Source organism: Pseudomonas sp. DY-1, from assembly GCF_003626975.1.
Classification (GTDB): Bacteria; Pseudomonadota; Gammaproteobacteria; order Pseudomonadales; family Pseudomonadaceae; genus Metapseudomonas.
Window position 1 is genome coordinate 1,407,652 of sequence record NZ_CP032616.1, and the last position, 26,036, is coordinate 1,433,687.

Here is a 26,036-nt window from a genome sequence, read left to right on the forward strand (position 1 = left end):
TCACGGCCAGCGGAAACTGGGTGGATTATGGGCTTGGCAGCTGCCGTAAGGAAGCCTGGTGCCTAGCTCGCACCAGGCTTGCGTGCGGTCTACAGCTTGGCCTTGGCGATGGCACCGCTGCGCGCCTTGGCCATCGCTGCCAGACGCACCGCAACGTTGGCCGCGCCGTAGCCGGCGTAGCCGTTCTTGCGCTGCAGGATCTCGAAGAAGAAACGCCCCTCGAACGGCTCGGTATAGACGTGGAACAACTCGCCACCCTGGGCATCACGGTCGTAGAGCACGTTGTAGTAGGCCAGTTCGCTGAGGAACTCGTCGTCGAAATCGAAACGCGCCGCCAGGTCGTCGTAGTAGTTCAGCGGGATGTCCAGCAGCGGCACCCCGGCATCCTTGGCACGGCTCACCTCGGCGAAGATGTCCTCGCAAGAGAAGGCGATGTGGTGGGCGCCCGAGCCGCCGTAGCTGGACAACGCGTGGGAGATCGCGGTGTTGCGGTTTTCCGAAATGTTCAGCGGCAGGCGCACACTGCTGCAGCGACTGCGGATGGCGCGGCTTTTCACCAGACCGTAGGGGTCCGGAAGCACCACTTCGTCGTCGGCTTCGAAGTCCAGCACGCTCTTGTAGAACAGTACCCAGCTGTCCAGGCCGTCGGCCGGCAGCGCCAGGGCCATATGGTCGATACGGTCGAGTTGGCCGGTCTGGCTGGCGCCCGCGTCGAGGACGAAGTCGCTGTCATAGATGGTCTGGCCGGCCTGGGCCTGTTCCACCAGGTAGATCAGGCTGCCGTCCGGCGCGCGCACGGCCGGAATCTCGCGCTCGTTCGGCCCTACCAGGCCACGGAATGGCTGCCCCTTGAACTCGCGGGCGCGTTCCAGCGCACTGCCGCTGTCCTTCACTCGCAGGGCAGTGGCGCACAACGATGGGCCGTGGGCCTCGAAGTAGCCGTGGGCAAAGGAATAGGGTTCGGCATTGAGCACGATGTTGATGTCGCCCTGGCGCAACAGGCTCACGGCCTTGGAGCGATGCTTGCCAGCGCGGGCAAAGCCCAGGCGCTCCAGCCAGTTGGCAAGCTTGGCGCCCTGGGACTCGTCAACGGCGAATTCGAGAAACTCCACGCCGTCGTAGCGGCTGGCCGGCGGCGGCGAGAAGAGGACATCCAGATTGGCGGCTGGAGTCGGATCCTTGGCCAGCAGCTTGCGGGTCTTCTCTTCGAGGTAAAGCAGGGAGCGCAGGCCATCGGCGGCATTGGCGCGCGGCGGCGCGGCGCGGAAGCCGTCGTTGAAGATTTCCAGCGACAGCGGGCCGGTGTAGCCGCTGCGAATGATGGGGGCGAGGAATCCCGCCAGGTCGAACTCGCCCTGGCCGGGGAAGCAGCGGAAGTGTCGGCTCCACTCCAGCACGTCCATGGCCAGCTGCGGTGCGTCAGCCATCTGCACGAAGAAGATCTTGTCGCCTGGAATTTCGGCGATACCACTCGGGTCGCCCTTGATCGACAGGGTGTGGAAGCTGTCCAGCAGCACGCCGAGGGCCGGATGATCAGCCTGGCGCACCAGGCTCCAGACTTGCTGCCAGCTGTTCACATGGCGGCCCCAGGCCAGTGCCTCGTAGCCGATACGCAGATTGCGTGCGCCGGCACGTTCAGCCAGCAGGCGCAGATCGTCGACGAGGATTTCCTCATCGGGCAGGGAGTCGGCCTGGACGTTGCTGCACACCAGCACCAGGTCAGTACCCAGCTCCTGCATCAGGTCGAACTTGCGTTCGGCACGGTCGAGGTTTTTCTGCAGACGGTCGCGGCGACAACCTTCGAAATCACGGAACGGCTGGAACAGGGTGATGGCGATGCCGAGATCAGCGCACATCTGGCGGATTTCGCGCGGGCTGCCGGCGTAGTACAGGAGGTCGTTTTCGAAGATCTCGACGCCGTCGAAACCGGCGGCGGCAATGGCCTCGAGTTTTTCCGGCAGGGTACCGCTCAGGGAGACGGTGGCAATGGAACGCTGCATGCTTCAGCTCCTTGTGGGTGGGCGCCGCAGTTAGCTGTACGAGCCAATTCATTCGCCAAGCAGGCCGGAGACCTGCCGCCGGTACCTGGGGTCGATTCGCGACCCTTTGGTGAATGAATTCGCCCCTACAAGGAAATGCAAAAACCCTTGTTTTCGTAGCTGGATTGATTATTCGCGCGTAAAGTCAGCCCAGCAATTCAATATGTACGAACCAGTTAGTTTTGTGTTCGATCATCGAACAAAAGGCCGGTTATCGAATTGACGCTTTTTCGATCACTGCGCAACATGAACCCCATGTTGCAGGCAACCCACCGGGTGGCATCACTGCCAGCCCAGCCACCCGGAAGACCCTGCGATTGCAACCAGGCACTACGACATAACAATTTCAAGAAACGGGTAACAGCTCATGCTTACTACCAGCTACCTGATCGAAATCCCCTCCTCCAGCCGGCTTGCCACGGCATCCAGATCGAGTGCGACATCCACGTCGCCACTCTGAACTGACTCCCTGACAGAACTCGGACGGCGATAACCGGCCCGCTCCCGACGAGCACCGAAACGCCTGCGTGCACGCGTTCCAGCCTGGCCCCGAGCCATAGGAACGTGAGTCCGGCTACCTAACAAAAACAACGGAGACATCGATGGCTACCACCTCCAGCTCCCAAGCCAAGAAAGCAACCGCCAGCGGATGGATAGGCTCCGCCCTGGAGTATTACGACTTCTTCATCTATGCCCAGGCGGCGGCACTGATCTTCCCCCAGATATTCTTCCCCAACACCGATCCGAAAATGGCCATCATCGCCTCGCTGGCCACCTACGGCGTCGGCTACCTGGCCCGTCCGGTAGGCGCCTTCGTGCTGGGGCACTGGGGTGACACCCGCGGCCGAAAGAACGTACTGCTGCTGTGCATGTTCCTGATGGGTATTTCCACCATGGCCGTCGGCCTGCTACCGACCTACCACGACATCGGCATGCTCGCGCCGGTGCTGCTGGTGGTGCTGCGCCTGATCCAGGGCTTCGCGGTGGCCGGTGAGATTTCCGGCGCCAGTTCGATGATCCTCGAACATGCGCCATTCGGACGACGCGGCTATTTCGCCAGCTTCACCCTGCAGGGCGTCCAGGCCGGCCAGGTGATGGCTGCCGCCGTATTCCTCCCGCTGGCCTACTTCATGCCGAGCGAAGCCTTCAACGAGTGGGGCTGGCGGATTCCGTTCCTGCTGAGCGCTTTCGTCCTGGTGGCCGGCTTCATCATCCGTCGCGAAGTCCACGAGACCCCGGCCTTCGTCAATGAAGAGAACCAGCAGAAAGTCGCCAAGTCGCCGGTTACCGAAGCCTTCCGCCACAGCTGGAAGTGCATGGTGCTGGTGATGTTCATGGCCCTGATGAACGTGATCCCGGTCGTGGCCACCATCTTCGGTGCGGCCTATGCGGTGCAGCCGGCCTATGGCATCGGCTTCGACAAGAGCGTCTACCTGTGGATTCCGGTGGTGGGCAACATCGTCGCCGTGCTGGTGATTCCCTTCGTTGGCAACCTCTCCGACAAGATCGGCCGTCGCCCGACCATGATCGCCGGCTGCCTGGGCTCGGGTGCGCTTGCCTTCGTCTACCTCTACGCCATCAGCATCCAGAGCGTGCCCCTGGCCTTCGCCACCTCGATCCTGATGTGGGGCATGGTCTACCAGGGCTACAACGCCGTGTTCCCGAGCTTCTTCCCTGAGCTGTTCCAGACCCGCTACCGCGTGTCGGCCATGGCCATCGCCCAGAACATCGGCACCATGCTCACCGCCATGCTCCCGGCCCTGTTCGCCGCCGTCGCCCCGCCCGGCTCGGACAACATTCCGGTAGTGGTTGGCACCCTCGCCTTCCTCATCACCTGCGTGTGCGCCCTGGCCGCCTACGTGGCACCGGAAACCCATCGCCTGGCCATGGAAGACCTCGGCAACCCGGATGCCAAGCCGATGGACAAGCGGCAATACGAGTCCAGCCGCGAAAGCAGCATGCGTGCCGTCAGCCACTGATAGCGCCAATCGCCAACACAATGAAGGCCCCTTTCGGGGCCTTCGTTCTTTCTACCGGCCCGATTCCGAAGGCTCATGACAATGGAGATGAGCATGGCATTCCTTCGCCTCAGCATCGCCCGCCGCGCACTGCTCAGCTTCGGTCTGATCGCCTTGCTGGTGCTTCTGCAGGGCCTGTTCGCCCTGCAGAAGGTCGCGCAGGTTCGCGCCACCGGCCAGCACACCGAGAATGTTTCGCTGCCACAGTGGCCGAGTACCGACAGGTACTGGATCAATACGAGCAACTCTCCGCCGCCAACCGCACCGACGATATAGGGTTGCTGCTCAACGGCCGGATACAGGCACTCACCACCCGTACAGGTGATCAATTCGCAGAACTAGCGCATTGCCGAGGGAGACCTCAGTCGCGCGGTGCCGATCCGTAACCAGGACGAAACCCGTCGTCTGTTGGCCGCCCTGGCGGGCATGCAGCAGGGGCTGCGCGACACGCTCGAGCTGATCGCCGGTTAATCGCGCCAGTTGGCCAGCGCCGCAGAGCGGATGAGCCACGGCACCGAGAAAAACACAGGCCGCCAGTTGCAGCAGCACGACGAAATCCAGCTGGCCGCCACCACCGTTACCGAAATGACGACCGCCGTCGAGGAAGTAGCGCGCAACGCGGTATCCACTTCCGACGCCACCCGCGAATCGGCCTCCGATCTCGCGCTACCGGCCCAGCCTGCGCAGCTACCCGAAGCAGTTGCCGGATATCGACTACGACCGGCGACCGAGTGCTCAAGGTTGGACGCGTCGGCCAGGTCTGCTTGCAGGGCCGCAGCCTGTTTGTCGGGGGTGGATTGGCGGGCGAGCGGGTGGCCCTCCGCCCGACGGCGACGGCGACGGCGACGGATGGCGTGTTCAAGGTGGTACTCATCCACAAGATCGTGCGCAAGATTGATCTCAGGCAGCGTATGCCATGACCATACAGCCGTTACCCATGTCTCCCGGCTGAACACACGGCACATCCTGCGGCTTGCGCCCCTCTCCCTTTGGGAGAGGGGCTGGGAACTTGCAGCGGACTCAACCCTTGCGCTGCATCCACGCCGCACCCAATCCGCTCAGACAGATGATGGCGATGCCCACCAGGCTGGTCGTATCGGGTGTATGGGAGAAGATCAGGAAGCCCAGCATGCCGGCGAAGACGATCTGGCAGTAACCGAACGGTGCCAGCAAGGCCGGTGCCGCTACGCGGAAAGCCTGGGTCAGCAACAGGTGCGCGGTCATCCCCGCGCCACCCAGCGCGAGCATCAGCAAGCCATGCCCCAGGCTCGGCACCTGCCAGAAGAACGGCACCAGCGCGCTCATTACCAGGGTGTTGCACAGGCCGGCGAAGAAGTTGCTGGTGGTCGGGCTATCGTGGGCGGCCACCTTGCGTGTGAGGACCTGGTAGAAGCAGAACCCCAGCGCCGAACAGAATGGAAACAGGATGGCCGGCGTGAACAGCTCGCCATCGGGATGCACCACCACCAGCACGCCGACGAATCCCATTACCACCGCCCCCCATTGGCCAACGGTAACCTTCTCCTTTAGCAGCGGCACCGACAGCGCGGTGACCAGCACCGGTGCAAGGAAGTTGACCGCCGTCGCCTCGGCCAGGGGTATGTATTGCAGCCCGGCAGTGAACAGCAGGCTGGTGCTGAGCAGGCTCAACGCGCGCAATACCTGCAACACCGGGCGCCTGGTCCGCAGCACGCGCAGGCCAGCCTGGGGCAGGAAGATTCCGGCCATCAGCAGCGTGTGCACCAGGTAGCGAGCCCAGACGACCATGACGACCGGATAAAGGCCACCGAGGAACTTGGACAGGGCGTCGTGCCCGGCAAAGAGGAAAGTGGCCAGCACCACCAGCAGGATGCCCCGCAGCGGTTGGTTGGCTCCGGATAGAGGGGCAATCGTGCTCATGGGTTGCTCAAGAAAAGAACGCGACCCAGCCCGGCCGCGCGAAGGGTTAAATCTCAAAGGTGTTCGTGTAGCGCCCGCGCCTTGTCCAACGCCATCTGTGCACGCGCCTGGGCGCTGACGCCCTGCTCCATCAGCTGGCGCGTGGGGATTTCCAGGCTGAGGGGAATATCCGCCGGCAAGGTCCGCAGCAAGCCGATCAGGTCACTGTCTCCATCGCCAGGGAAACGACGCTCGTTGCGCGCCTGGCGGAGGATCTCGTCCATGTCGTCCGGACGCGGACCCGCTACGTCGCAGAGCTGGGCATAGCGCAAACGTGCAGGCGCCACCCTGGCCAAGTCTTCAAGGCGTGAGGCCGAGCGGTTGAAGTGGAAGGCATCCACCAGCACCGCACCGTTGTCCCGGCCAGCCGCCTCGACGATACGCAGGGCCTGGGCGAGGTCGCGTGCGTCAGTCCAGGGCATGAACTCCAGGCTCGGATGAATCCCAAAGCGCGCAGCCAGGTCACAGAAGGCGGCGAAGTTGTCGGTCAGGCGCGCCTCGTCACCATCGTTCCCGGCTACCAGGACTTCTGTAGCGCCGAACTCAGCCCCCGCGGCGAGTACCGGTTCAAAGTCGGCCACGCGGGTTTCCGCCTTGAGCCGAAGGATCTCGATGTCCATCACTTGCACGCCTGCATCACGCAGGCGATCTCGGGTCTGACGGCGCAACCCCGCATCGGCCACTAGCGGGAAGTGGTACTCCTCGGGTGTGGCCGGCACCAGCCGCAGACCGACATGGCTGTAGCCGGTACGGGCGGCCACTTCCACCATTTCAGGCGGCGACAGTTCGAGGACGGTGAGTGCGGCGAGGGAGAAAACTCGGTCAGTCATGTTCTTCTCGGAATCCAGTTCCACAATTTGACTTGCGTTATTTAGAACCTCGTTCCAAATAATCTCAAGAAAAAATTCGACCGACTGACGAAAGCAGGATTCGCGAAGATTTTGGGGTGGTGCACGAAACTGGCAGGGGCGATTTCAATCGCCAAGCAGCCCAACGGGCTGCCCTGCTGAACGAGACAGGGCAGCTGCGCCGCCCCTGGCGAATGAATTCGCCCCTACAGTGATGCGATCAGACGAAAAATTCCGACGCCTGACTTGCTGCGGTGAGCTCTTCCACCGCTGCCAGGAGCAGCGGCGCGACCTCATGCATACGCGCTTCCGGCAGGCGCGCCGTGGGGCCGGCGACGCTGAGCACACCGATGGGCCTGGCGCTACGCGGATCGCGCACGACCGCAGCCAGGGCCGACATGCCCACCGAGGAGCTTTCCACCACCCAGGCATAACCATGCTCACGCGCCAGGCGCAGGCGCTCCAGCAACTCGATGTTGGAGCGCGGAGCATTGGGGCCGAAATCCTTTGCATCGGCCACGCCCTGGCGTTCCACCAGTACCAATGCTTCGGCATCGCTCAGGCTGGCCAGCCAGGCATGGCCGGAGGCTGTGTAGAACAGCGGCGCATCGCGGCCCATATCAGGGTCATAACGCAGGCCGGAACGCGCGCCCTGGGACTTGACGATCCAGGTCAGGCGGTCGCCATCGATCACCCCCAGGCGCACCAGCTCACCGGTTTCCTGGGCCAGGCGGTCGAGGATTGGCTGGACGATATCCGCACCGCTGCTGGCCAGGTAACGGAACGCCATGGCCACCAGCCGGGTGGACAGCTGATAGCGACTGTTCTCCTGGTTCTGACGCACATAACCGAGGCGGATCAGCTCGGCCAGCATGCGGTGGGTCGCACTCTTGGGAATCTGCAACTCGTCGGCAAGGGTCTGCATCGGCAGGCCGCGCGGGTCGCTGGTGAGGCGTTCGAGCAGGTTGAAGGCGCGTTCTATCTGGCTACCGGCCATGGGGCGTGGATCCTCAGGAATGTCCGCCGATTCTAGAAGACATCGCCTCATTTACGAAACCTGGAACCGCGGCACGGGATTCCCACATATCGACACCATAAATGTACGGAATGGTTAGTTTTCGTTCGATGATCGAACGAAAGCGCTTTCAGCCGATTGAACGCAAGGCTGGCGGATTTCACTATCGGTCCCATGTGCGAGGCGTTGCCGCAACCAGCCTGCGATCTCAGCGACGCCTCGCCTCTTACCGACATAAATACAAGAAAGGTCGACCACAATGCTCCAGCCGCATACCCAGAATGCCTCGTCGCCCATTTCCGGGCCGTCCTTCGATTGCGCTTCGCCTTTCGCCTCCGTTGCCCTGGTCCAGCTGGCCAGCGGTGAAGGTCTGGGCGATCGACTGCAACGCTGCTTCGCACGCCTGATCGAGCGCCGCAAAGCCCGCTGACGCCGCCGCAATGCCAACCCTGAGCTGTATTCGCGCAAGCGCCGCGAAGGGGCTTTTGCGCACCCGAAAACAACAATCACAGAGGCAAGAACGAGCATGAATTCCACCCGCCGCCAGGCCCAATCCTTTGTCCCATGCATCCTCGCCGCAGCCGTTACCCTGGCCGCGCTACCCGCCATGGCTGCCGATGAACATGGCTTCGTGGAGGACGCCACGGCCACGCTGAACCTGCGCAACTACTACATCAACCGCAATTTCGTGAACCCGACCTACCCGCAAGGCAAGGCCGAGGAATGGACGCAAAGCTTCATCCTCGATGCCAAGTCCGGGTTCACCGACGGGCCGGTGGGTTTCGGCGTCGACATGCTCGGCCTGCTTTCGGTAAAACTCGACGGCGGCAAGGGTACCCGCGGCACCCAACTGCTGCCGGTGCATGACGATGGTCGCCCCGCCGATGACTTCGGCCGCCTGGCGGTGGCCGGCAAGATGCGCGTGTCGAAGACCGAGCTGAAGGTCGGCGAGTGGATGCCGGTGCTGCCGATCCTGCGTTCCGACGACGGCCGATCCCTGCCGCAAACTTTCCAGGGTGGCCAGGTGACCTCCCAGGAGATCGACGGCCTGACCCTCTACGGCGGTCAGTTCCGCCAGAACAGCCCGCGCAACGACGCGAGCCTGGAAGACATGTCCATGAACGGCCGCGCCGCCTTCACCTCGGACCGCTTCAACTTCGCCGGCGGCGAATACACCTTCAACGAGAAACGCACCCTGGTCGGTCTGTGGTACGCCGAGCTGGAAGACATCTACCAGCAGCAGTACCTGCAGGTGCTGCACAGCCAGCCGGTGGGCGACTGGACCCTGGGCGCCAACCTCGGCTACTTCAACGGCAAGGAGAACGGCAATGCCCTGGCTGGCGACCTCGACAACCGCACCTGGTCCGCCCTGCTTTCTGCCAAGTACGGCGGCAACACCTTCTACGTCGGCCTGCAAAAAGTGAGCGGCGACGATGCCTGGATGCGCGTCAACGGCACCAGCGGTGGCACCCTCGCCAACGACAGCTACAACTCCAGCTATGACAACGCCAAGGAGAAATCCTGGCAGGTCCGCCACGACTACAACTTCGCCGCCGTCGGTATCCCCGGCCTGACCCTGATGAACCGCTACATCAGCGGCGACAACGTGCATGTCGGCACCGTCACAGACGGTAAGGAATGGGGGCGTGAGACCGAACTGGGCTACACCGTGCAGAGCGGTGCATTCAAGGCGCTCAACGTGCGCTGGCGCAACGCGAGCATCCGACGCGACTTCAGTAACAACGAGTTCGACGAGAACCGTCTGATCATCAGCTATCCGCTGTCGATTCTCTGATCCTTTGGTAAGCGTGCTTTGACTCCCTCAGCCCGCCATCTGGCGGGCTTTTTTATGGATTGCGATTCCCGCTCTAGTGGCACATCCGATTTCCGTTCGCTGACCGGCCACTTGCGTAGCCCCGGGCTTGGTCCCTGAAAAGAGCAATCTTAGAATACGGAACACAGTTCCAGTATTTGAGGTTAATTTGAAATGCGTGCCACAAGCCCTGCTCCAAACCGCCTCGATTGCGATCTGCTGGTCATTGGCTCAGGCGCCGCAGGCCTTGCCGCCGCCGTCACCGCCGCCCATCACGGCCAGAAAGTGATTCTCGTGGAGAAGGAACCTGTGTTCGGCGGCGCCACCGCGTGGTCCGGCGGCTGGATGTGGGTACCACGCAATCCGTTGGCCCGGCGCGCGGGAATCGAAGAGGACATCGAGCAGCCACGCACCTACCTGCGCAACGAACTGGGCGAGCACTTCCGACCGGAACTGGTGGACGCCTTCCTCGAAGCCTGCCCGGAAATGGTCGGTTTCTTCGAGCAGCACACCGCGCTGCAATTCGTCGACGGCAACGGGATTCCAGACATGCACGGGGATACTCCCGGAGCCGCCAGCGGAGGCCATCAGGTCATCGCCGCTCCCTATGACGCCCGAGAAGTCGGCAACCTGTTGCCACGCCTGCGCAGGACCATGCGCGAAACATCCTTCCTGGGCATGCCGATCATGGCGGGCACCGACCTGGCCGCATTCCTCGGGATGACCCGCTCGCTGCGCGCTTTCGCTCATGTGACGCGGCGCTTCCTCACTCACCTCTATCACCTGGCCCGTTACGGCCGAGCCATGCACCTGGTGAACGGCGTGGCGCTGGTTGCTCGCCTGGCCAGGTCCGCCAACGACCTTGGCGTGCAACTGATGGAGTCGGCACCTGCGCGCCGACTGATAGTTGAAGACGGCAGCGTTCGCGGTGCGGTGGTCGAACGCCATGGCCTCGAGGTCTTCATCCGCGCCGGGGCCGTGGTGCTGGCGGCGGGCGGCTTCCCCAACGACCCGGTACGCCGCAAGGCCATGTTCCCCCGCGATACCAGTGGCCATGACAACCTTGCCCTGCCCCCGCAATCCTGCTCCGGCGACGGCCTGCGTCTGGGTGAGTCCGCCGGTGGAGTGGTTGCCGACGACCTGCGCTCCCCCGTGGCCTGGGCGCCGGTATCCAGGGTGCCCTACCCCAACGGCACCTTCGGCCACTTTCCCCACATCATCGATCGCGGCAAACCCGGCATCATCGGCGTGCTCAAAAACGGCAAGCGGTTCGTCAACGAAGCTGGCGGCTACTACGACTATGTCGATGCCATGAACAAGGCTGTTGCGGAGGACGAGGAGAGCTGTTCCTGGCTGATCTGCGACCATCGGTTCCAGCGCCGCTACGGACTGGGCTTCGCCCGCCCCGCGCCACTGCCGCTCTGGCCGCACTTGCGCAATGGCTACCTCAAGCGCGGCAGGACCCTGGTCGAACTGGCGCAGACCTGTGGCATCGACCCGGCAGGACTGACCACCAGCGTGGCCGCTTTCAACCACCATGCCCGCCGAGGCGAGGACCCGGAGTTCGGGCGCGGCAGCACCGCCTTCAACCGTCGCAGCGGCGACGCCATGCACCAGGGCCCCAACCCCTGCGTGGCACCGATCGAGCACGGCCCTTTCTATGCAGTGAAGGTCCAGCCCGGCTGCTTTGGCACCTTCGCCGGCCTGCGCACCGATGGCCAGGCTCGGGTGCTGGATGAGAACGGTCAGACGATTCCAGGGCTCTATGCAGCAGGCACCGACATGGCCAGCGTGCTGGGCGGGCATTACCCGTCAGGCGGAATCAACCTGGGCCCGGCCATGACCTTCGGCTACATCGCTGGCCTTCATGCCGCGGGCGCCACCATTCAATGAGAAAGCCTCAACCCACGAACAAGGAGTCATCCATGCGGAACATCACCACTGCCCAAGGATTGAACATGCCCCAACTCGGCCTCGGTACCTGGCCCATGACGGGCGAGGAATGCACCCGTGCCGTGCGCCAGGCTCTGGAGCTGGGCTACCGCCACATCGACACCGCGCCCGCGTATGAGAACGAGGCAGCCGTCGGGGAGGCCCTGCGTCTGAGCGATGTACCCCGCGAGTCCATCCATCTGACCACCAAGGTCTGGTGGGACAAGTTGCAGCCGGCCGCCATGCGTCAGTCGCTGGAGGACAGCCTGCGTGCCCTGGGTACCGAGCAGGTGGACCTGTTCCTGATCCACTGGCCGGCCAAGGACTGGGATTTGCGGCGCAGCATCGAAACCCTGGTGGCCCTGCGCGATGAAGGCAAGGCACGCTGCATCGGCGTTGCCAACTTCCCCCTGGGCCTACTGCGCCAAGTGGTGGATGACCTTGGCGCACCGCTGTCAGCCATCCAGGTGGAGTACCACGTGATGCTCGACCAGCAGTGCCTGCTGGACTATGCCCGCAGCAAAGGCCTGGCATTGACCGCCTATACCCCGCTCGCGCGCGGCCTGGCGGCGGACCAGGCCTCGATTCGGCAGATCGCCGAAAAACACGGCGTCCTTCCCAGCCAGGTGGCACTGAAGTGGCTGCTGGAACAGGAAGGCGTCGCCGCCATTCCGAAGGCTTCCAGCATTGCGAATCAGCAGTCGAACCTGGATGCCCTCAAGGTGCAGCTCGACGATGAGGACCGCGCCCTGATCGCTGCCCTGCCGAAGGACACGCGCGTCGTAAGCCCTGACTTCGCGCCGGAGTGGGATACCTGATAGCGGGCCGCGTAGGGGCAACCGCATCGCCCTCGGCGAATGAATTCGCCCCTACAACGTAACGACCGGAGCGCTCTATTTGTGGGAGCGGTTTCAACCGCGATGCAGGCCGAAGGGCTGCCGTCAGTTCGCGAATGAATTCGCTCCCCAGACGCATTGATGCCCAATAAAAAACGCCGCCCGGATGCGTGGTCCGGGCGGCGTTTTCGTCTCGCGCAGATCAGCCTTGCAGCGATTCCACGCCCAGCTCATCCCACACGGCTTCAGCCAGGTGGAAGGTGGCATTGGCTGCGGGGATGCCGCAGTAGATGGCGCTCTGCATGATCACTTCCTTGATCTCGTCGCGGGTCACGCCATTGTTCTTCGCAGCGCGCAGGTGGAGCTTCAGCTCACCCTCGCGATTCATGCCGATGAGCATGGCGATAGTGACCAGACTGCGGGTGTGGCGCGGCAGGCCGGGGCGGGTCCAGATATCGCCCCAGGCATGGCGGGTGATCATTTCCTGGAACTCTTCGTTGAACGGCGTGAGGCTCTGCAGGCTGCGGTCCACGTGGGCGTCACCCAGCACCGCGCGGCGCACCTTCATGCCAGCTTCGTAACGTTCTTTCTCGTCCATCTTTACGTCCTCGAATGTGGACCGTAGGAGCGAGCTCTGCTCGCGAATAACGCTTTCGCGAGCAGAGCTCGCTCCTACATCAATTGTCAGGCAGCAAGGAAAGCCAGCACGCGCTGGCTGAACGCATCACCAGCCTGCACGTTCGACAGGTGGGCTGCATGGAACTCCACCAGCTCGGCGCCGGTGATGCGCTCTTGCATGAAGCGGCCGTGCTCGGTGGTGGTCACCGGGTCGCCACTGCCACAGACGATCAGAGTCGGCGCACTAATGCTGCCAAGCTGCTCGCGGTAGTCGGCATCACGTACGGCGGCGCAGTTGGCGGCGTAACCCTCAGGCGAGGTTTGCGCCAGCATGCCGACAATGGGTTCGACCTTGGCAGGCTGCGCCTCGGCGAAATCCGGGGTAAACCAGCGGGAAATCGAAGCATCGCGCAGATCACGCATGGCCTGGGCGCCGCCAGAAAGGACTGTGTCGATGCGCGGGTTCCAGACTTCCGGGCTGCCGATCTTGGCGGCCGTGTTGCACAGCACCAGGCGCTCGATGCGCTCGGGAGCATTGATAGCCAGCCACTGGCCGATCAGGCCGCCCATGGACAAGCCACAGAAATACGCTTTCTCGATATCCAGGGAATCCAGCAGGTCGAGCACATCACGGCCCAGTTGCTCGATGCTGTAGGGACCTTCGCTGACCAGGGACTTGCCGTGGCCACGGGTGTCGTAGCGCAGCACCTGGAAGTGCTCGGTGAAGGCCGGGATCTGGACATCCCACATGTGCAGGTCGGTGCCCAGGGAGTTGGACAGCACCAGCACCGGCGCACCGGCCGGGCCTTCGAGGAGGTAATTCAGGTCGCCATCGGCGAGACGTACGGCAGGCATGCAAATCTCCTAGCGCGAAAATGCGTTGTGTTCGGCCAGAGCGCGGTCCACCCAGCGGCGGGCCTGGCCAAGGTAATGGGCCGGGTCGAGCAGGCGGTCCAGCTCGGCGGCAGAAAGTTGTGCGCTGATTTCGGCATTGGCGCCGAGTACAGCACGTAGATGAGCGCCCTCCTTCACAGCCTGGCGGCAGCACTGCTCCACCAGGTGATGAGCAGCGTCGCGACCGATGCGCTGGGCCAGGGCAATGCTCACGGCTTCGGCCAGCACCAGGCCCTGCGTCAGGTCGAGGTTGCGGCGCATGCGTGCGGCATCCACTTCCAGGCCAGGCACCACCAGCAACGCTTGCTGCAGGGCACCGGAAACCAGGCAGCAGAGTTCGGGCAGTGTTTCCCATTCGGCATGCCACAGACCGAGACTGCGCTCGTGCTCCTGGGGCATGGCGGCGAACATTGTGGACACCAGGCCCGGTGCGCGCGTAGCGGCGCCGATCAGCACGGCGGCACTCACTGGATTGCGCTTGTGCGGCATGGTGGACGAACCGCCCTTGCCCGGCGCGGAGGGTTCGAAGACTTCGCCTGCTTCGGTCTGCATCAGCAGGCTGAGGTCACGGCCCAGCTTTCCCAGGCTGCCGGCGATCAGTCCGAGCAGGCTGGCGAACTCCACCAGGCGATCACGCTGGGTGTGCCAAGGCTGGTCGGGCAGGTTCAGGTCCAGCTCGCGGGCCAGGGCCTCGGCAACAGGCCAGGCCTGCTCGCCCAGGGCGGCGAGACTGCCGGACGCACCGCCGAACTGCAGGCAGAACAAACGCGGCTTGAGTTCAGCCAGGCGTTGACGATGACGGGTTACCGCACCCAGCACGCCAGCCAGCTTCATGCCGAGGGTGACGGGAGTGGCCTGCTGCAGCCATGTACGGCCGGCCAGCGGGGTGTCGGCGAAGCGTTCAGCCTGCACGGCCAGGGCCTGGGCCAGGCCGGCAAGGTCCTGCTCCAGCAGCTCGGCGGCGGCGCGCAATTGCAGCACCAGGCCGCTGTCCATGGCGTCCTGGCTGGTAGCCCCCAGGTGCACGAAGCGTTCGGCTTCCGTGCTTTGGGCGGCCACGCGCTTGCCCAGCGCCTTGACCAGAGGGATGGCGGAGTTGCCAGCCGTGGTGATAGCCAGGGCCAGTGCAGAGTAGTCGTAGAGTTCGGCGCTGCAGGCCGCCTCGATGGGCGCCACAGAGTCGCCGGGGATCAGGCCGACGCTCGCCTCGGCGCGCGCCAATGCGGCCTCGAAGTCCAGCATGCCCTGCACGCGTCCCCGGTCGGAGAACACCGCACGCATGGCGGGCTGGGTGAAATAGGCGTCGAAGAGTTGGTTGCTCGGGCTGTTCAAGCCGGTGCTCCGGAAATCGGGATGGTGTTTCGTTTTATAGCAGCCGGCCCCGAGAGGCCAGTGATTGCCGTGCGAGGTGGGCTGAAGCCCACCTTACAGGCATTCACAGGCGTAGCGAGCGCAGGCAGGTCGGGGGCGACCAGCGCGCAGCAACCGGAATGTACTTCTGTACATGAGGATTGCGAGCACTGCCCAACCCCGAGATGGCAAGCGCTGTAGCCTGTCAGACCCGCTCGATGGCCAGGGCGAGGCCTTGGCCCACCCCCACACACATGGTCGCCAGGCCCAGCTTGCCGCCGGATTTCTCCAGCTGGTGCAGGGCGGTCTGGACCAGACGCGCACCGCTGGCACCCAGAGGGTGGCCGAGGGCGATGGCGCCGCCGTTGGGGTTGACCTTCTCGCTGTCGTCGGCGATGCCGAGTTCACGCATGACGGCCAGGCCCTGTGCGGCGAAGGCTTCGTTCAGTTCGATCACATCGAAGTCGCCGATGGCCAGGTTAAGGCGCTCCATCAGCTTGCGCACGGCGGGAACCGGGCCGATGCCCATGACGCGCGGCGCTACGCCAGCGCTGGCCATGCCGAGCACTTTCGCGCGCGGGGTCAGGCCGTGCTTCTTCACCGCCTCAGCGGAAGCCAGGATCAGCGCCACGGCACCGTCGTTCACGCCCGAGGCGTTGCCGGCGGTGACAGTCTTGCCTTCGCCATTGACCGGCTTCAGCTTGGCCAGGGCTTCGAGGGTGGTGTCCGGACGCAGGTGCTCGTCCTGGTCGACTACCGTTTCGCTCTTCTTGCCCTTGATTACCACCGGGACGATCTCTTCGGCGAAGAAGCCTGCAGCCTGGGCGCGACCGGCGCGCTGCTGGCTACGTACAGAGAACAGGTCCTGGTCTTCACGGGAGACCTGGTAGTCATCGGCCACGTTGTCCGCGGTTTGCGGCATGGCATCGACGCCGTACTGGGCCTTCATCAGCGGGTTGATGAAGCGCCAGCCGATGGTGGTGTCTTCGATCTTCTGGGTGCGACCGAAGGCGCTGTCGGCCTTGCCCATCACATAAGGTGCACGGGACATGGATTCCACGCCGCCAGCGATGGCCAGTTCCATCTCACCCGAGGCGATGGCGCGGAAGGCGGTGCCCACGGCGTCCATGCCCGAGGCGCACAGGCGATTCAGGGTCACACCCGGCACGCTGTCCGGCAGGCCGGCCAGCAGAAGCGCCATGCGCGCCACGTTACGGTTGTCTTCGCCGGCCTGGTTGGCGCAGCCGAGGAACACCTCATCCAGCAGATCCCATTTCACTTGGGGGTTGCGCTCCACCAGGGCCTTGATCGGGATGGCAGCCAGATCGTCGGCGCGTACCGGCGCCAGCGAGCCGCCGAAGCGGCCGATGGGCGTGCGAATGGCGTCGCAGATGTAGACCTCGCGACTCATTCCTCACCGCCTTGCTGGCCGTGGGCAGCAGCGGTGCGAGCTTCCAGGGCGCGCAGTGCGGTCAGCTCGGTTTCGTTGGGGGCCAGGGTCTCGGAAACGTCGGCGGCGAAGCGAATGGCCCAGCCGGTGTTCTCGATGACCTGCTCGCGGGTCACGCCCGGGTGCAGCGAGGTGACGATGAATTCGTTGGTACCGGCTTCCGGCTCCATGATGCAGAGGTCGGTAATCAGCGCCACCGGACCTTTGCCGGGCAGGCCCAGCTGCTTGCGGTGGTCACCGCCTTCACCGTGGCCGACGGAGGTGATGAAGGCCAGCTTATCGACGAAAGTGCGGTGGGACTGCTTGAGGATGATCAGCACTTCCTTGGCGGAACCGGCAATCTCCGGAGCACCGCCGGCGCCCGGCAGACGCACTTTCGGGCTGTTGTAGTCGCCGATCACGGTGGTGTTGATGTTACCGAAGCGGTCGACCTGGGCGGCGCCGAGGAAACCGACGTCGATGCGGCCGCCTTGCAGCCAGTAACGGAAGATTTCACCGGTGGGCACTACGGTGTCAGCGGTTTCGGCCAGCTCGCCGTCACCGATGGACAGCGGCAGCACGGTCGGCTTGGCGCCGATGGGGCCGGACTCATAGATCAGCACCACGTCCGGGGACGAGGTCAGGCGCGCCAGGTTGGCGGCCTTGGACGGCAGGCCAATGCCAACAAAGCAGACGGCGCCATTCTTCAGGCGGCGGGCAGCCGCCACGGTCATCATTTCATTGGTGGTATAGGCGCTCATCACTTGGCCTCCGCAATCTTGGCTTGGAACTCGGCGAAATCGGCAGTGCCACGGATGTACTCATCGATCCAGGCAGTGAAGGTTTCGCGGTTGCGGGCGATCGGGTCCCAGGCCTGGTAGAAGCGGTTGTCGCGCTCGTAGTAACCGTGGGCGTAGGACGGATGGGCACCACCAGGCACATGGCAAACAGCGGTCAGGGCCCAGGTGGGCAGGACGCAGGCGTTCATCGGCGCGTTCAGGTCGTCGACAATTTCTTCGACGGTGACGATGCAACGCTTGGCTGCAAGGGCCGCCTCCTTCTGCACGCCGAGGATGCCCCAGAGCAGCACGTTGCCCTTGCGGTCGGCCTTCTGCGCATGGATCACAGTCACGTCCGGACGAACCGACGGGACCGCCGCCAGTTGCTCACCGGTGAACGGGCACTGGATGAACTTGATGTTCGGGTTGACCTTCGGCAGGTCGGAACCGGCATACGCACGCAGCACGGCGAACGGCAGGCCAGAGGCACCGGCCACATAGGAGTTGGCCAGGTCGGCGTGGCTGTGTTCGTCGATCTCCAGGGCATTCGGCCACTGCTTCTCTACGGCGTCACGCAGGCGGTGTAGCGAGCCCACGCCGGGGTTGCCGCCCCAGGAGAAGGTCAGCTTGCGGGTGCAGCCGGCGCCGATCAGCAGGTCATAGACCAGGTCAGGGGTCATGCGCACCACGTGCAGGTCTTTCTTGCCCTGGCGGATGATTTCGTGGGAAGCGGCAGTAGGAATCAGGTGGGTGAAGCCCTCGAGGGCTACCTTGTCGCCGTCGTTGATGAAACGCTCGACGGCTTCGCGGAGGGAAATGATTTCAGCCATGGTCGATCTCGTGTTGTTATCCAGGGCGTTTAGGGCGCCGGGTGAGGAAAAAGTACTCCCCGTCCCCACCCTGGACAATCCGATAATCGACTATTCGTGCGGTTATCGAACGGATGTGTATGTTGCTACCGAATCCGTTCCCGGCCGCAGCGACCTCAACCGTCGAAAGCCTTTTTCAATGCCGCGATATCCAGTTTCTTCATCTGCATCATCGCTGCGAAGGCACGCTGCGAAGGCGCCGACAGCGAGTCCTCGAGCATTTCAAGCATGGCGATGGGCACCACCTGCCAGGACAGACCGAAGCGGTCCTTGAGCCAGCCGCACTGCTGGGCATTCGGGTCACCACCGGCGGAAAGCCGGTCCCAGTAGTAGTCCAGTTCTTCCTGGTCATCGCAGTGGATCTGAAAGGACACAGCCTCATTGAAGGTGAATACCGGGCCGCCATTCAGAGCAGTGAAGCGCTGGCCGTCCAGTTCGAAGTCCACGGTGAGTACAGACCCCGGCTCCCTGCCATGGACATCCCTGCCCGCCTCGCCATAACGACTGATGGTCGCGATCTTCGAATTGGGAAAGATGCCGATGTAGAAGTTGGCGGCAGCCTCAGCCTGGTCGTCGAACCACAGGCACGGGACGATGGTGTGAATCCGCTTGCTCATGATGCACCTCCTGCTGGGGTGGGATGACGATAGACGATCATCCCCTGGTCGATCGGCGAGCTGTCGGATAGACAGACCCGCCCCGCAGCCGACCGACGGGTACCAGGACGAAGCCTGCCTCAGCCGTGCATCTCCTCAACCAACACCTTCACCAACTCCGCAGCCGGCATCTCCCGCGCCAGCGGTGCGCCCTGCCCGGCCCACTGAACGGCGAAATCGTTGCAGCCCCTGGTGCTGGCCGCGGCATGCAGGGCCTTGGCGGCATCGTAGGTATTCGGATAGTCCGGCAGGGCCGGAGCATCCGGGGTATCGAGGTCCGTCCAGAGACGATTGACCATGCCACGGGCCGGGCGACCGGAAATGGCGGCGGTAATGCGCGTCTGGCGGGCGCGATCACTCTTCAGCGCAGCGCGATACGCGGCGTTGGCTGCGGACTCGGGACATGGCACGAAGGCAGTGCCCAACTGCGCCCCCTGAGCCCCCAGTGCCATGACGGCGCGGATGCCCTGCCCGTCCATGATGCCGCCGGCGGCGATTACCGGCAGCCGGGAGTGGCGAGCAATGAGCCGCACAAGCGCCAGGGTGCCTATTCCGTCATCACCTTTTTCCGGCTCGAACACACCACGATGGCCGCCCGCCTCCACACCTTGGGCGACTATGGCATCGACCCCGGCCGCCTCTACCAGGCGCGCCTCTTCCAGGCTGGTGGCGCTGGCCAGCAAGCGGATGCCTGCACCCTTCAGCGCGTCGATCCAGTCCTGCGGCGGTAGTCCGAAGTGGAAGCTGACCACGGCCGGGCGCTCGTCGAGCAATAGCTGCGCCATCTCGGGGTCGCCAAGGAAGCTCTTGTAGATCTCGCGAATACCCGCCGGCGGTTCGGCGTCGAACTCGCTGAACAAAGGCCGCAGGTGTTCCAGCCAGGCTGCCTCACGCTGGGCATCGGATACGGCCGGACGGTGGCAGAACAGGTTGACGTTGAAGGGCCTGCTGGTCAGGGCACGGGTTTCCACGAACATGGCGCGGGCCTGGGCCGGGGTGCTGGCACCGATACCGATGGAGCCCAGTGCGCCGGCATTGGAAACGGCGGCGGCCAGGGCCGGGGTGGAAACGCCCACCATGGGGGCCTGGATGATGGGATGCTCGATGCCGAGCAGATGAGCAATGGACATGGCGCAGCGACTCCTTGGCATGTGAAAACCTGGCCAATCTATCTTAAATGGAGAATAATTTTAAGCATTCATTCTCGTATAGAGATCAATGGCCATGGATCTATCCAGCCTGGAGATATTCCGCGCGGTTGCCCTGGAATGCAGCGTCACCCGTGCCGCGCAGCGATTGCAGCGGGCGCAGTCCAACGTCACCACGCGAATCCGTCAGTTGGAGGAAGAGCTGGGCACCGCGCTGTTCCTCCGCGATGGCAAGCGCATGACCCTGACTGATCGGGGCCAGGCCTTCCTCGATTACAGCGAGCGGCTGCTGGCCCTGGCTGATGAAGCGCGCCAGGCCATGCACCCGCTGCAACCTGCCGGTCGCCTGCGCCTGGGCACCATGGAGAGCACTGCTGCCAGTCGCCTGCCCGTGCCACTCGCGGACTTCCACGGTCAATGCCCCGACGTGGAGCTGGAGGTGAGTACTGGCACCAGTCAGGCGCTGGTGGAAGGCGTTCAGGCACGCCGCCTCGATTGCGCCCTGGTGGCCTGGCCCAGGGAAGAGGAGGAAGTTGCCGCGATGGGGCTGGAAGCGCAGCCGGTTTTCCTGGAGGAGTTGCTGCTGGTCTTGCCAGCCGGCCACCCGCCGGTAGAAGGACCATCCGATGTGCGGGTGCGGGGGCTAGCGGGATTCGCCGAGGGCTGCACGTATCGGCAGATCGCCGAGAACTGGTTGTCCGGCGAAAGCCGCCCACTGCCAAAGGTGCAGCAGGTGGGCTCCTACCACGCCATCCTCGCCTGCGTGTCGGCTGGCTCCTGCGTCGGCATCCTGCCGCGCTCGGTGCTGGAGTTGCAGCGCGAACCTCCGCTACTACGACAATTTCCCCTCATGCAGGTAGAAACCCTGCTGGTCTGGCGCCAGGGCTATTCCACGGCCGCCTTCGAGGCATTTCGCCGGGTACTGTCCAGCATCGACTGAACGCGTGCTGCCGTGGCCCGAGAATCAGGACTCCACGGGGGCGCCACTGTCTCCCCAGCCCTGGTGGCGCGGCAGGCCATCGTCCGGCAGGGTCAGGAGCGGATGCTTGGAGCGCACGAACACGTAGCGGTCCGGTTTGCCGCCAGGGTCGGCGTCGCGGTCCAGCGTCGGTATGTGCACCAGTTCGAAGTCGGGAAAGCTGTCCACGTGCAGGTACATGTGGCAACCGCATTCGGAACAGAAGTAACGGTGGCAGGTGGACTTGGAGTGATAGCACTTCAGCTTGTCGGCATTGTCGGTAATCCGGAAGGCGCTGCGGTCCACAACCGCAATGATCGCCATGGCGCCACCGCAGATGTCGGTGCAGTCGGTGCACAGGCAGTAATGCACCTCCGCGGGCCTGGCGGTGTATTCGTAACGCACCGGGTTGTTGTCGCACCGGCAGCCACCGACCGCCCTGAATGACTCGGTCATGTCAGTTCTCCCATCGAGGTTGAATCCGCACGGCGCCGCACCGTGCCGGCGTGCACCGGCGAGGGTCTGGTTCGTGAACGTGGGGAGAACGCCGGAAGTGTGTCCCGGAGCGGGCCTGGGCCCGCGTGGGCACGGATCAGTTGGACCTCACCGCTGCATTGATCAGATTAGTTCAGAGCCGACCGTGCAGCGCCTTCTCGAAGATCCGACTGTACGCCTGGGCGTCGTACTGGACCGGATTGGTTCCGGCGGACGGATCGACCTCGGCCATGCGCCCGACCTGCTCCACTCGCTTATCGTCGATGCCGATTTCACTCAGGCTATGGGGGATGTCCAGTTCGCTGCGCAGATCCACCACCCAGTCGAGCACACCGGCAAAACCTGCCTTGGGCAGGCCGAGGTAACGCGCAAGCCTTGCCATGGCCCCTTCGATGTGGGTTCGGTTAGCCTGCAGCACGTAAGGCATCAGTACGGCATTGAGCAAGCCGTGATGGGCGTCGTACAGCGCGCCGAGGGGATGGGCCAGGGCATGCATGGCGCCAAGGCCGCGCTGGAATGCAGTGGCGCCCATGCTTGAAGCCACCAGCATCTGCAGCCGCGCCTCGACATCGCTCCCCCGCGAGGTCGCCCGTGGCAGATAGTCCTTGACCAGGCGCATGCCTTCCAGGGCGATACCGGCGGCCATTGGGTGATAGAGCGGTGAGCAGTAGGCTTCCAGGCTGTGGGACAGGGCATCCATGCCAGTCGCTGCAGTGATATGAGGCGGCAGTCCAACGGTGAGTTCGGGGTCGAGGATGACGATGGCCGGCAGCATCCGGGCATGGAAGATGATCCGCTTGATATGCGCCTGGTCGTCGGTGATGACCGCCGCACGGCCAACTTCGGAGCCGGTACCGGCCGTGGTCGGCACGGCAACCACCGGGGCCATGCCGGCCACGTTGACGCGCGAGGCGTTGTCGCCGATGTCCTCGTAGTCCCAGAGCGGGCGATCCTGCCCCACCATCAGGGCAATGGCCTTGCCCGCATCCAGCGCCGAGCCACCGCCGAACGCGATCACCCCGTCATGGCGCCCAGCCTTGAACGCAGCTACGCCATCCATCACGTTCGGCCCGGTAGGGTTGCCCTTGATCTGATGGAACAGCCCGGCCGTGAGGCCCGCATCGCGACATTGGCGCAAGGCCGAGTCGATCATCGGCAGCGCTGCAAGCCCCGGGTCGGTGACCAGCAGCGGCGCCTGCATACCGAGCTCCCGGCAAGCGGCGCTCAACTCCTTGATGCGACCGACACCGACTCGCACCGACGTCGGGTAGTTCCAGTTCATGCGGAAGTGGCTCGGGTCCATGGCGCGCCTCACAGGCTGTTCTTGAAATGGAAGGACTTCGGCCGGGTCAGGTGTTCGTAGCCCACCCGCGACAGGGTGCAGCCGCGCCCGGATTGCTTGACGCCGGTCCAGGCCAGGGCCGGGTCCAGGTAGTCGCAGCGGTTGAGGAAGACAGTCCCCGCCTCGACCCGGTCGGCCAGTTCCAGGGCAGCGGCTTCATCCTTGCTGAAGATTGCGGCGGTCAGGCCATAAGGGCTGTCGTTCATCAGCGCCAGTGCCTCGTCGTCGTCGCGCACTTTCTGGATGCCCACCACCGGACCGAAGGATTCCTCGTTCATCACCCGCATGCCATGGTGGACGTCAGTGAGCACCTGCGGTGCCAGGTAGGCGCTGCCGGGCTGGTCCAGGGCAAACGCGGCCGGATCGAGATGGGCTCTCGCACCCTGCCCCACTGCCTCGCGTATCTGGGCCCGGACGAACTCCGCCGCTTCGCTGCGCACCAGCGGCCCCAGGGTGGTTTCCGGGTCGTCGGAGCGGCCCAGCCGATATTGCCCCACCAGCTCAACGGCCTGCTCGACGAAGGCATCGTAGAGATCGGTATGCACGTAGATGCGCTCGATGCCACAGCAAGACTGCCCGGAATTGAAGAAAGCGCCGTCGATGGCGGTCTCCACGGCGTGGCCGAGATCTGCGTCCGCGCGCACGTAGGCTGGGTCCTTGCCACCCAATTCCAGACCGCAACTGATGAAGCGCCCGGCCGCCGCCCGTTCGACCATGGCACCGCCCTCCACCGAGCCGGTGAAGGCCACGTGGCGAACCGGCTCGGCCTGGATCAGTTGCTCCGTGTCACTGTGAGTCAGGTGAAGGTATTGCAGCACGCCCTCCGGCAGGCCAGCTTCGGCGAATGCCTCGGTCATGCGTTCGGCACAGAGCGGTGTTTGCGCGGAGTGCTTGAGCAGCACGCAATTGCCCGCCAGCAAGGCCGGGACCACTGCGTTCACGGCCGTCAGGTAGGGGTAATTCCAGGGCGCGATGACCAGCGCCAGCCCCAGCGGCTCGCGGCGGATCAACCGGGTGAAGCCAGGTTTGTCCGGCAGGCGGATATCGGCCAAAGCCTCTTCTGCGATATCAGCCATGTAGGCGGCGCGCTCAACGAAGCCACGGATTTCCCCCGGCGCGTAGCGGATTGGCCGCCCCATCATCCAGCAAAGCTCTTCGGCCAGCTGTGCCTCACGGGCAGCGAACGCAGCAATGGCACGGCGAGTGATCGCAACCCGTTCGGCCGCTGGCGTGCCCTTCCAGGTATCACGCGCGAACTCGGCCAGCTCCAGCGCCGCCGCGATCTCTGTCGATGAGGCCCAGGGGCGCTCGACGTAGATCGAACCATCAATGGGTGAGCGGGTCTGCAGCATCTTGCTCATGGGACAGCTCCCTTGGTTGCCTACCTTTCAATCCTAGCCAACGCACTACTGGCCAAGGGTTTCCTTGAACAACGCCTGCATGTCGGCCCAGGAGTTCTCGTCAGCCACCTCGTTGTAGCCGAGATCCGGACCTTTCTCGCTGCCATGCCCGGCATGGCTCAGGCGGTCGGCATCGGGATTGGTGAAGCTGTGCTTGGCCTTCGGCTGGATCACCACACGGTAGTCCGCCTTGGCGTTATCGAACTCTTCCTTGAACGTCGTGACCGAGGCCATGGGCACCAGGGTGTCATTCTCGCCATGCTCCACCAGCACCTTGGCCTTGACCGCGCCCGGTTTGGCGGCTGACGTGGCGGCCAGTACACCGTGAAAACTGACTACAGCGGCCAGCGGCACGCCTTCGCGTGCCATATCCAGCACCACCTTGCCGCCAAAGCAGTAGCCGATGGCGGCCAGCTTGTCGGGATCGGTCTGCGGCTGGGCCTTGAGCAGGTCGAGGCCTGTCAGGAAGCGTGCCTTGGCCGCCGGCGCACTGGCCAGGGCGGCCTGCATGAAGGCCTGGGCATCGGCCGGATGCTCTGTGTTCTTGCCATCGCCATACATATCAATGGCCAGGGCGCTGTAGCCGAGCGCAGCGAGATCACGGGCGCGGCGCTTGGCATAGTCGTTCAGCCCCCACCATTCGTGGACCACGATCACCCCGGGCCGTTTACCGACGACGGCATCGTCATAGGCGTAGTAGCCAACCAGGGACGTGCCATCCGGGCCCTTGTAGGGAATTTCACTGGTTTTGATTTCGGCCTGGACGAGGCTGGCGCCGAGGAGCAGCGCAAACAGGAGCGCAATTCTGGACATGCAGTTTTCCTCCAATCTGAAGTGGTGAGAAACAACTGCATCCAGTGTCGCGGGTTTGTCGGATTTCGCCAGCGTTCCCTGAAAGGATCCGTGTTGAATGCGAATTGTGGAAGGGTATCTCGAGTCGTGCCACGGGCTTGCAGGAGCGAGGGCGACGCCAAGTTCTTGCTCGCGAAAACTCCGGCACGATCTTCGCGAGCAAGCTCGCTCCTACACGTCAGTCTCGGTCGAGCAGATGGAAACGCGGCAACCGAAGCTTCCAGTGGATGGCCGCCAGACGAATCAGCAGAACCACCAGCATGGCCGCCGCGGTCACCAGCCACCCCGGCAGCGCCACCTCGCGCAGACCAAGGAAGACGAGGGAGCCGGCGATGCAGGCGATTGCATAGATCTCCTTCTGGAAGATCAGCGGCACCTCATTGCAGATGATGTCCCGCAGTACGCCACCGCCCACACCGGTAATCACCCCCATGATCACCGCCGTGCCTGGCTGCAGGTTGTGCTGCAGGGCGACCTCGGTGCCATACACGGTGAAAACCGCGAGGCCGAAGGCGTCTGCAATCAGCAATCCGGCTTCGTTGATCGGTTGCGTCAGGCGCACCCAGATAACCGTACCCAGCGCGGCCAGGGACGCCACCAGGATGTAGGTATCGTCACGAATCCAGCTCACCGGGTGGTTGCCGAGGATAACGTCCCGCAAGGTGCCGCCACCCAGAGCAGTGATGATGGCGATAACCAGCACACCGAAAAGGTCCATGGACTTGCGCCCCGCCATCAGGGCACCGGTAATGGCGAAGACCGCTACGCCGAACAGGTCGGACAGATAGAAGAGTTGCTCCATTCGGC

At 63.9% G+C, this 26,036-nt stretch carries 24 protein-coding genes and 1 pseudogene; 8 read left to right on the forward strand and 17 right to left on the reverse strand.

What is annotated here, in order from left to right:
* Positions 1-89 precede the first annotated feature (89 nt).
* The gene (gene quiC, locus D6Z43_RS06865; protein ID WP_120651236.1) at positions 90-2,000 is read right to left on the reverse strand and encodes a 3-dehydroshikimate dehydratase QuiC; all 1,911 of its coding nucleotides are present in this window, start codon (positions 1,998-2,000) and stop codon (positions 90-92) included.
* A 641-nt stretch (positions 2,001-2,641) separates the two neighbouring features.
* On the opposite strand from quiC, the gene D6Z43_RS06870 reads away from it, so the two are divergent.
* The 3 genes and pseudogenes from D6Z43_RS06870 to D6Z43_RS28305 all read left to right on the forward strand — a co-directional run bounded on the left by D6Z43_RS06870 (position 2,642) and on the right by D6Z43_RS28305 (position 4,977).
* The gene (locus tag D6Z43_RS06870; RefSeq protein WP_120651237.1) at positions 2,642-4,018 is read left to right on the forward strand and encodes an MFS transporter; all 1,377 of its coding nucleotides are present in this window, start codon (positions 2,642-2,644) and stop codon (positions 4,016-4,018) included.
* A gap of 93 nt (positions 4,019-4,111) precedes the next feature.
* Positions 4,112-4,708: pseudogene (locus D6Z43_RS28300) on the forward strand (HAMP domain-containing protein); the annotation flags it as partial.
* An 80-nt stretch (positions 4,709-4,788) separates the two neighbouring features.
* Positions 4,789-4,977 carry a hypothetical protein gene (locus tag D6Z43_RS28305; protein WP_120651238.1) on the forward strand — a complete coding sequence of 63 codons (189 nt, stop codon included), beginning with the start codon at positions 4,789-4,791 and terminating at the stop codon, positions 4,975-4,977.
* A gap of 100 nt (positions 4,978-5,077) precedes the next feature.
* On the opposite strand, the gene D6Z43_RS06885 is transcribed toward D6Z43_RS28305, so the two are convergent.
* From D6Z43_RS06885 to D6Z43_RS06895, 3 genes are all read right to left on the reverse strand, one after another.
* Positions 5,078-5,956, reverse strand: coding sequence for a DMT family transporter (locus D6Z43_RS06885; protein WP_120651239.1), 879 nt, complete (start codon positions 5,954-5,956; stop codon positions 5,078-5,080).
* 53 nt (positions 5,957-6,009) lie between these two features.
* Positions 6,010-6,825, reverse strand: coding sequence for a sugar phosphate isomerase/epimerase (locus D6Z43_RS06890; RefSeq protein WP_120655206.1), 816 nt, complete (start codon positions 6,823-6,825; stop codon positions 6,010-6,012).
* A gap of 238 nt (positions 6,826-7,063) precedes the next feature.
* Positions 7,064-7,840: an IclR family transcriptional regulator gene (locus D6Z43_RS06895; protein ID WP_120651240.1), complete on the reverse strand. Its 777-nt coding sequence runs from the start codon at positions 7,838-7,840 to the stop codon at positions 7,064-7,066.
* 277 nt (positions 7,841-8,117) lie between these two features.
* On the opposite strand from D6Z43_RS06895, the gene D6Z43_RS27810 reads away from it, so the two are divergent.
* From D6Z43_RS27810 to D6Z43_RS06910, 4 genes are all read left to right on the forward strand, one after another.
* Positions 8,118-8,288 (forward strand): hypothetical protein, encoded by a 171-nt coding sequence (locus D6Z43_RS27810; RefSeq protein WP_153922472.1) that lies wholly within the window; start codon positions 8,118-8,120, stop codon positions 8,286-8,288.
* A 96-nt stretch (positions 8,289-8,384) separates the two neighbouring features.
* On the forward strand, positions 8,385-9,653 hold the full coding sequence (locus D6Z43_RS06900; RefSeq protein WP_120651241.1) for an OprD family porin: 1,269 nt from the start codon (positions 8,385-8,387) through the stop codon (positions 9,651-9,653).
* A 192-nt stretch (positions 9,654-9,845) separates the two neighbouring features.
* Positions 9,846-11,564 carry an FAD-dependent oxidoreductase gene (locus tag D6Z43_RS06905; protein WP_120651242.1) on the forward strand — a complete coding sequence of 573 codons (1,719 nt, stop codon included), beginning with the start codon at positions 9,846-9,848 and terminating at the stop codon, positions 11,562-11,564.
* Between the two features lie 32 nt (positions 11,565-11,596).
* On the forward strand, positions 11,597-12,421 hold the full coding sequence (locus tag D6Z43_RS06910) for an aldo/keto reductase (protein WP_120651243.1): 825 nt from the start codon (positions 11,597-11,599) through the stop codon (positions 12,419-12,421).
* Between the two features lie 220 nt (positions 12,422-12,641).
* On the opposite strand, the gene pcaC is transcribed toward D6Z43_RS06910, so the two are convergent.
* The 8 genes from pcaC to D6Z43_RS06950 all read right to left on the reverse strand — a co-directional run bounded on the left by pcaC (position 12,642) and on the right by D6Z43_RS06950 (position 20,164).
* Positions 12,642-13,037 (reverse strand): 4-carboxymuconolactone decarboxylase, encoded by a 396-nt coding sequence (pcaC, locus tag D6Z43_RS06915; protein ID WP_120651244.1) that lies wholly within the window; start codon positions 13,035-13,037, stop codon positions 12,642-12,644.
* An 86-nt stretch (positions 13,038-13,123) separates the two neighbouring features.
* On the reverse strand, positions 13,124-13,912 hold the full coding sequence (gene pcaD, locus D6Z43_RS06920; protein ID WP_120651245.1) for a 3-oxoadipate enol-lactonase: 789 nt from the start codon (positions 13,910-13,912) through the stop codon (positions 13,124-13,126).
* A 9-nt stretch (positions 13,913-13,921) separates the two neighbouring features.
* Positions 13,922-15,283 carry a 3-carboxy-cis,cis-muconate cycloisomerase gene (locus D6Z43_RS06925; RefSeq protein ID WP_120651246.1) on the reverse strand — a complete coding sequence of 454 codons (1,362 nt, stop codon included), beginning with the start codon at positions 15,281-15,283 and terminating at the stop codon, positions 13,922-13,924.
* 223 nt (positions 15,284-15,506) lie between these two features.
* Complete coding sequence (pcaF, locus tag D6Z43_RS06930; RefSeq protein ID WP_120651247.1) at positions 15,507-16,712, reverse strand: 3-oxoadipyl-CoA thiolase; 1,206 nt, start codon at positions 16,710-16,712, stop codon at positions 15,507-15,509.
* Complete coding sequence (locus D6Z43_RS06935; RefSeq protein ID WP_120651248.1) at positions 16,709-17,491, reverse strand: CoA-transferase subunit beta; 783 nt, start codon at positions 17,489-17,491, stop codon at positions 16,709-16,711. The genes pcaF and D6Z43_RS06935 overlap by 4 nt, the downstream gene beginning before the upstream one ends.
* Complete coding sequence (locus D6Z43_RS06940) at positions 17,491-18,339, reverse strand: CoA transferase subunit A (protein ID WP_120651249.1); 849 nt, start codon at positions 18,337-18,339, stop codon at positions 17,491-17,493. The genes D6Z43_RS06935 and D6Z43_RS06940 overlap by 1 nt, the downstream gene beginning before the upstream one ends.
* A 155-nt stretch (positions 18,340-18,494) precedes the next feature.
* A complete protein-coding gene (locus D6Z43_RS06945; RefSeq protein WP_120651250.1) occupies positions 18,495-18,995 on the reverse strand; it encodes a VOC family protein in 501 nt (166 codons plus the stop codon).
* 119 nt (positions 18,996-19,114) lie between these two features.
* Entirely contained in the window at positions 19,115-20,164 is a 1,050-nt protein-coding gene (locus tag D6Z43_RS06950; protein ID WP_120651251.1) for a nitronate monooxygenase family protein, read from the reverse strand.
* A gap of 94 nt (positions 20,165-20,258) precedes the next feature.
* On the opposite strand from D6Z43_RS06950, the gene D6Z43_RS06955 reads away from it, so the two are divergent.
* The gene (locus D6Z43_RS06955; RefSeq protein WP_120655207.1) at positions 20,259-21,122 is read left to right on the forward strand and encodes a LysR substrate-binding domain-containing protein; all 864 of its coding nucleotides are present in this window, start codon (positions 20,259-20,261) and stop codon (positions 21,120-21,122) included.
* A 24-nt stretch (positions 21,123-21,146) separates the two neighbouring features.
* On the opposite strand, the gene D6Z43_RS06960 is transcribed toward D6Z43_RS06955, so the two are convergent.
* From D6Z43_RS06960 to D6Z43_RS06980, 5 genes are all read right to left on the reverse strand, one after another.
* Positions 21,147-21,596: a GFA family protein gene (locus D6Z43_RS06960; protein WP_120651252.1), complete on the reverse strand. Its 450-nt coding sequence runs from the start codon at positions 21,594-21,596 to the stop codon at positions 21,147-21,149.
* Between the two features lie 172 nt (positions 21,597-21,768).
* On the reverse strand, positions 21,769-22,938 hold the full coding sequence (locus tag D6Z43_RS06965) for an iron-containing alcohol dehydrogenase (RefSeq protein ID WP_120651253.1): 1,170 nt from the start codon (positions 22,936-22,938) through the stop codon (positions 21,769-21,771).
* 8 nt (positions 22,939-22,946) lie between these two features.
* Positions 22,947-24,338: an aldehyde dehydrogenase family protein gene (locus D6Z43_RS06970; protein WP_120651254.1), complete on the reverse strand. Its 1,392-nt coding sequence runs from the start codon at positions 24,336-24,338 to the stop codon at positions 22,947-22,949.
* Between the two features lie 45 nt (positions 24,339-24,383).
* On the reverse strand, positions 24,384-25,190 hold the full coding sequence (locus D6Z43_RS06975) for a dienelactone hydrolase family protein (protein WP_120651255.1): 807 nt from the start codon (positions 25,188-25,190) through the stop codon (positions 24,384-24,386).
* 217 nt (positions 25,191-25,407) lie between these two features.
* Entirely contained in the window at positions 25,408-26,031 is a 624-nt protein-coding gene (locus tag D6Z43_RS06980; RefSeq protein WP_120651256.1) for a trimeric intracellular cation channel family protein, read from the reverse strand.
* Positions 26,032-26,036 lie beyond the last annotated feature (5 nt).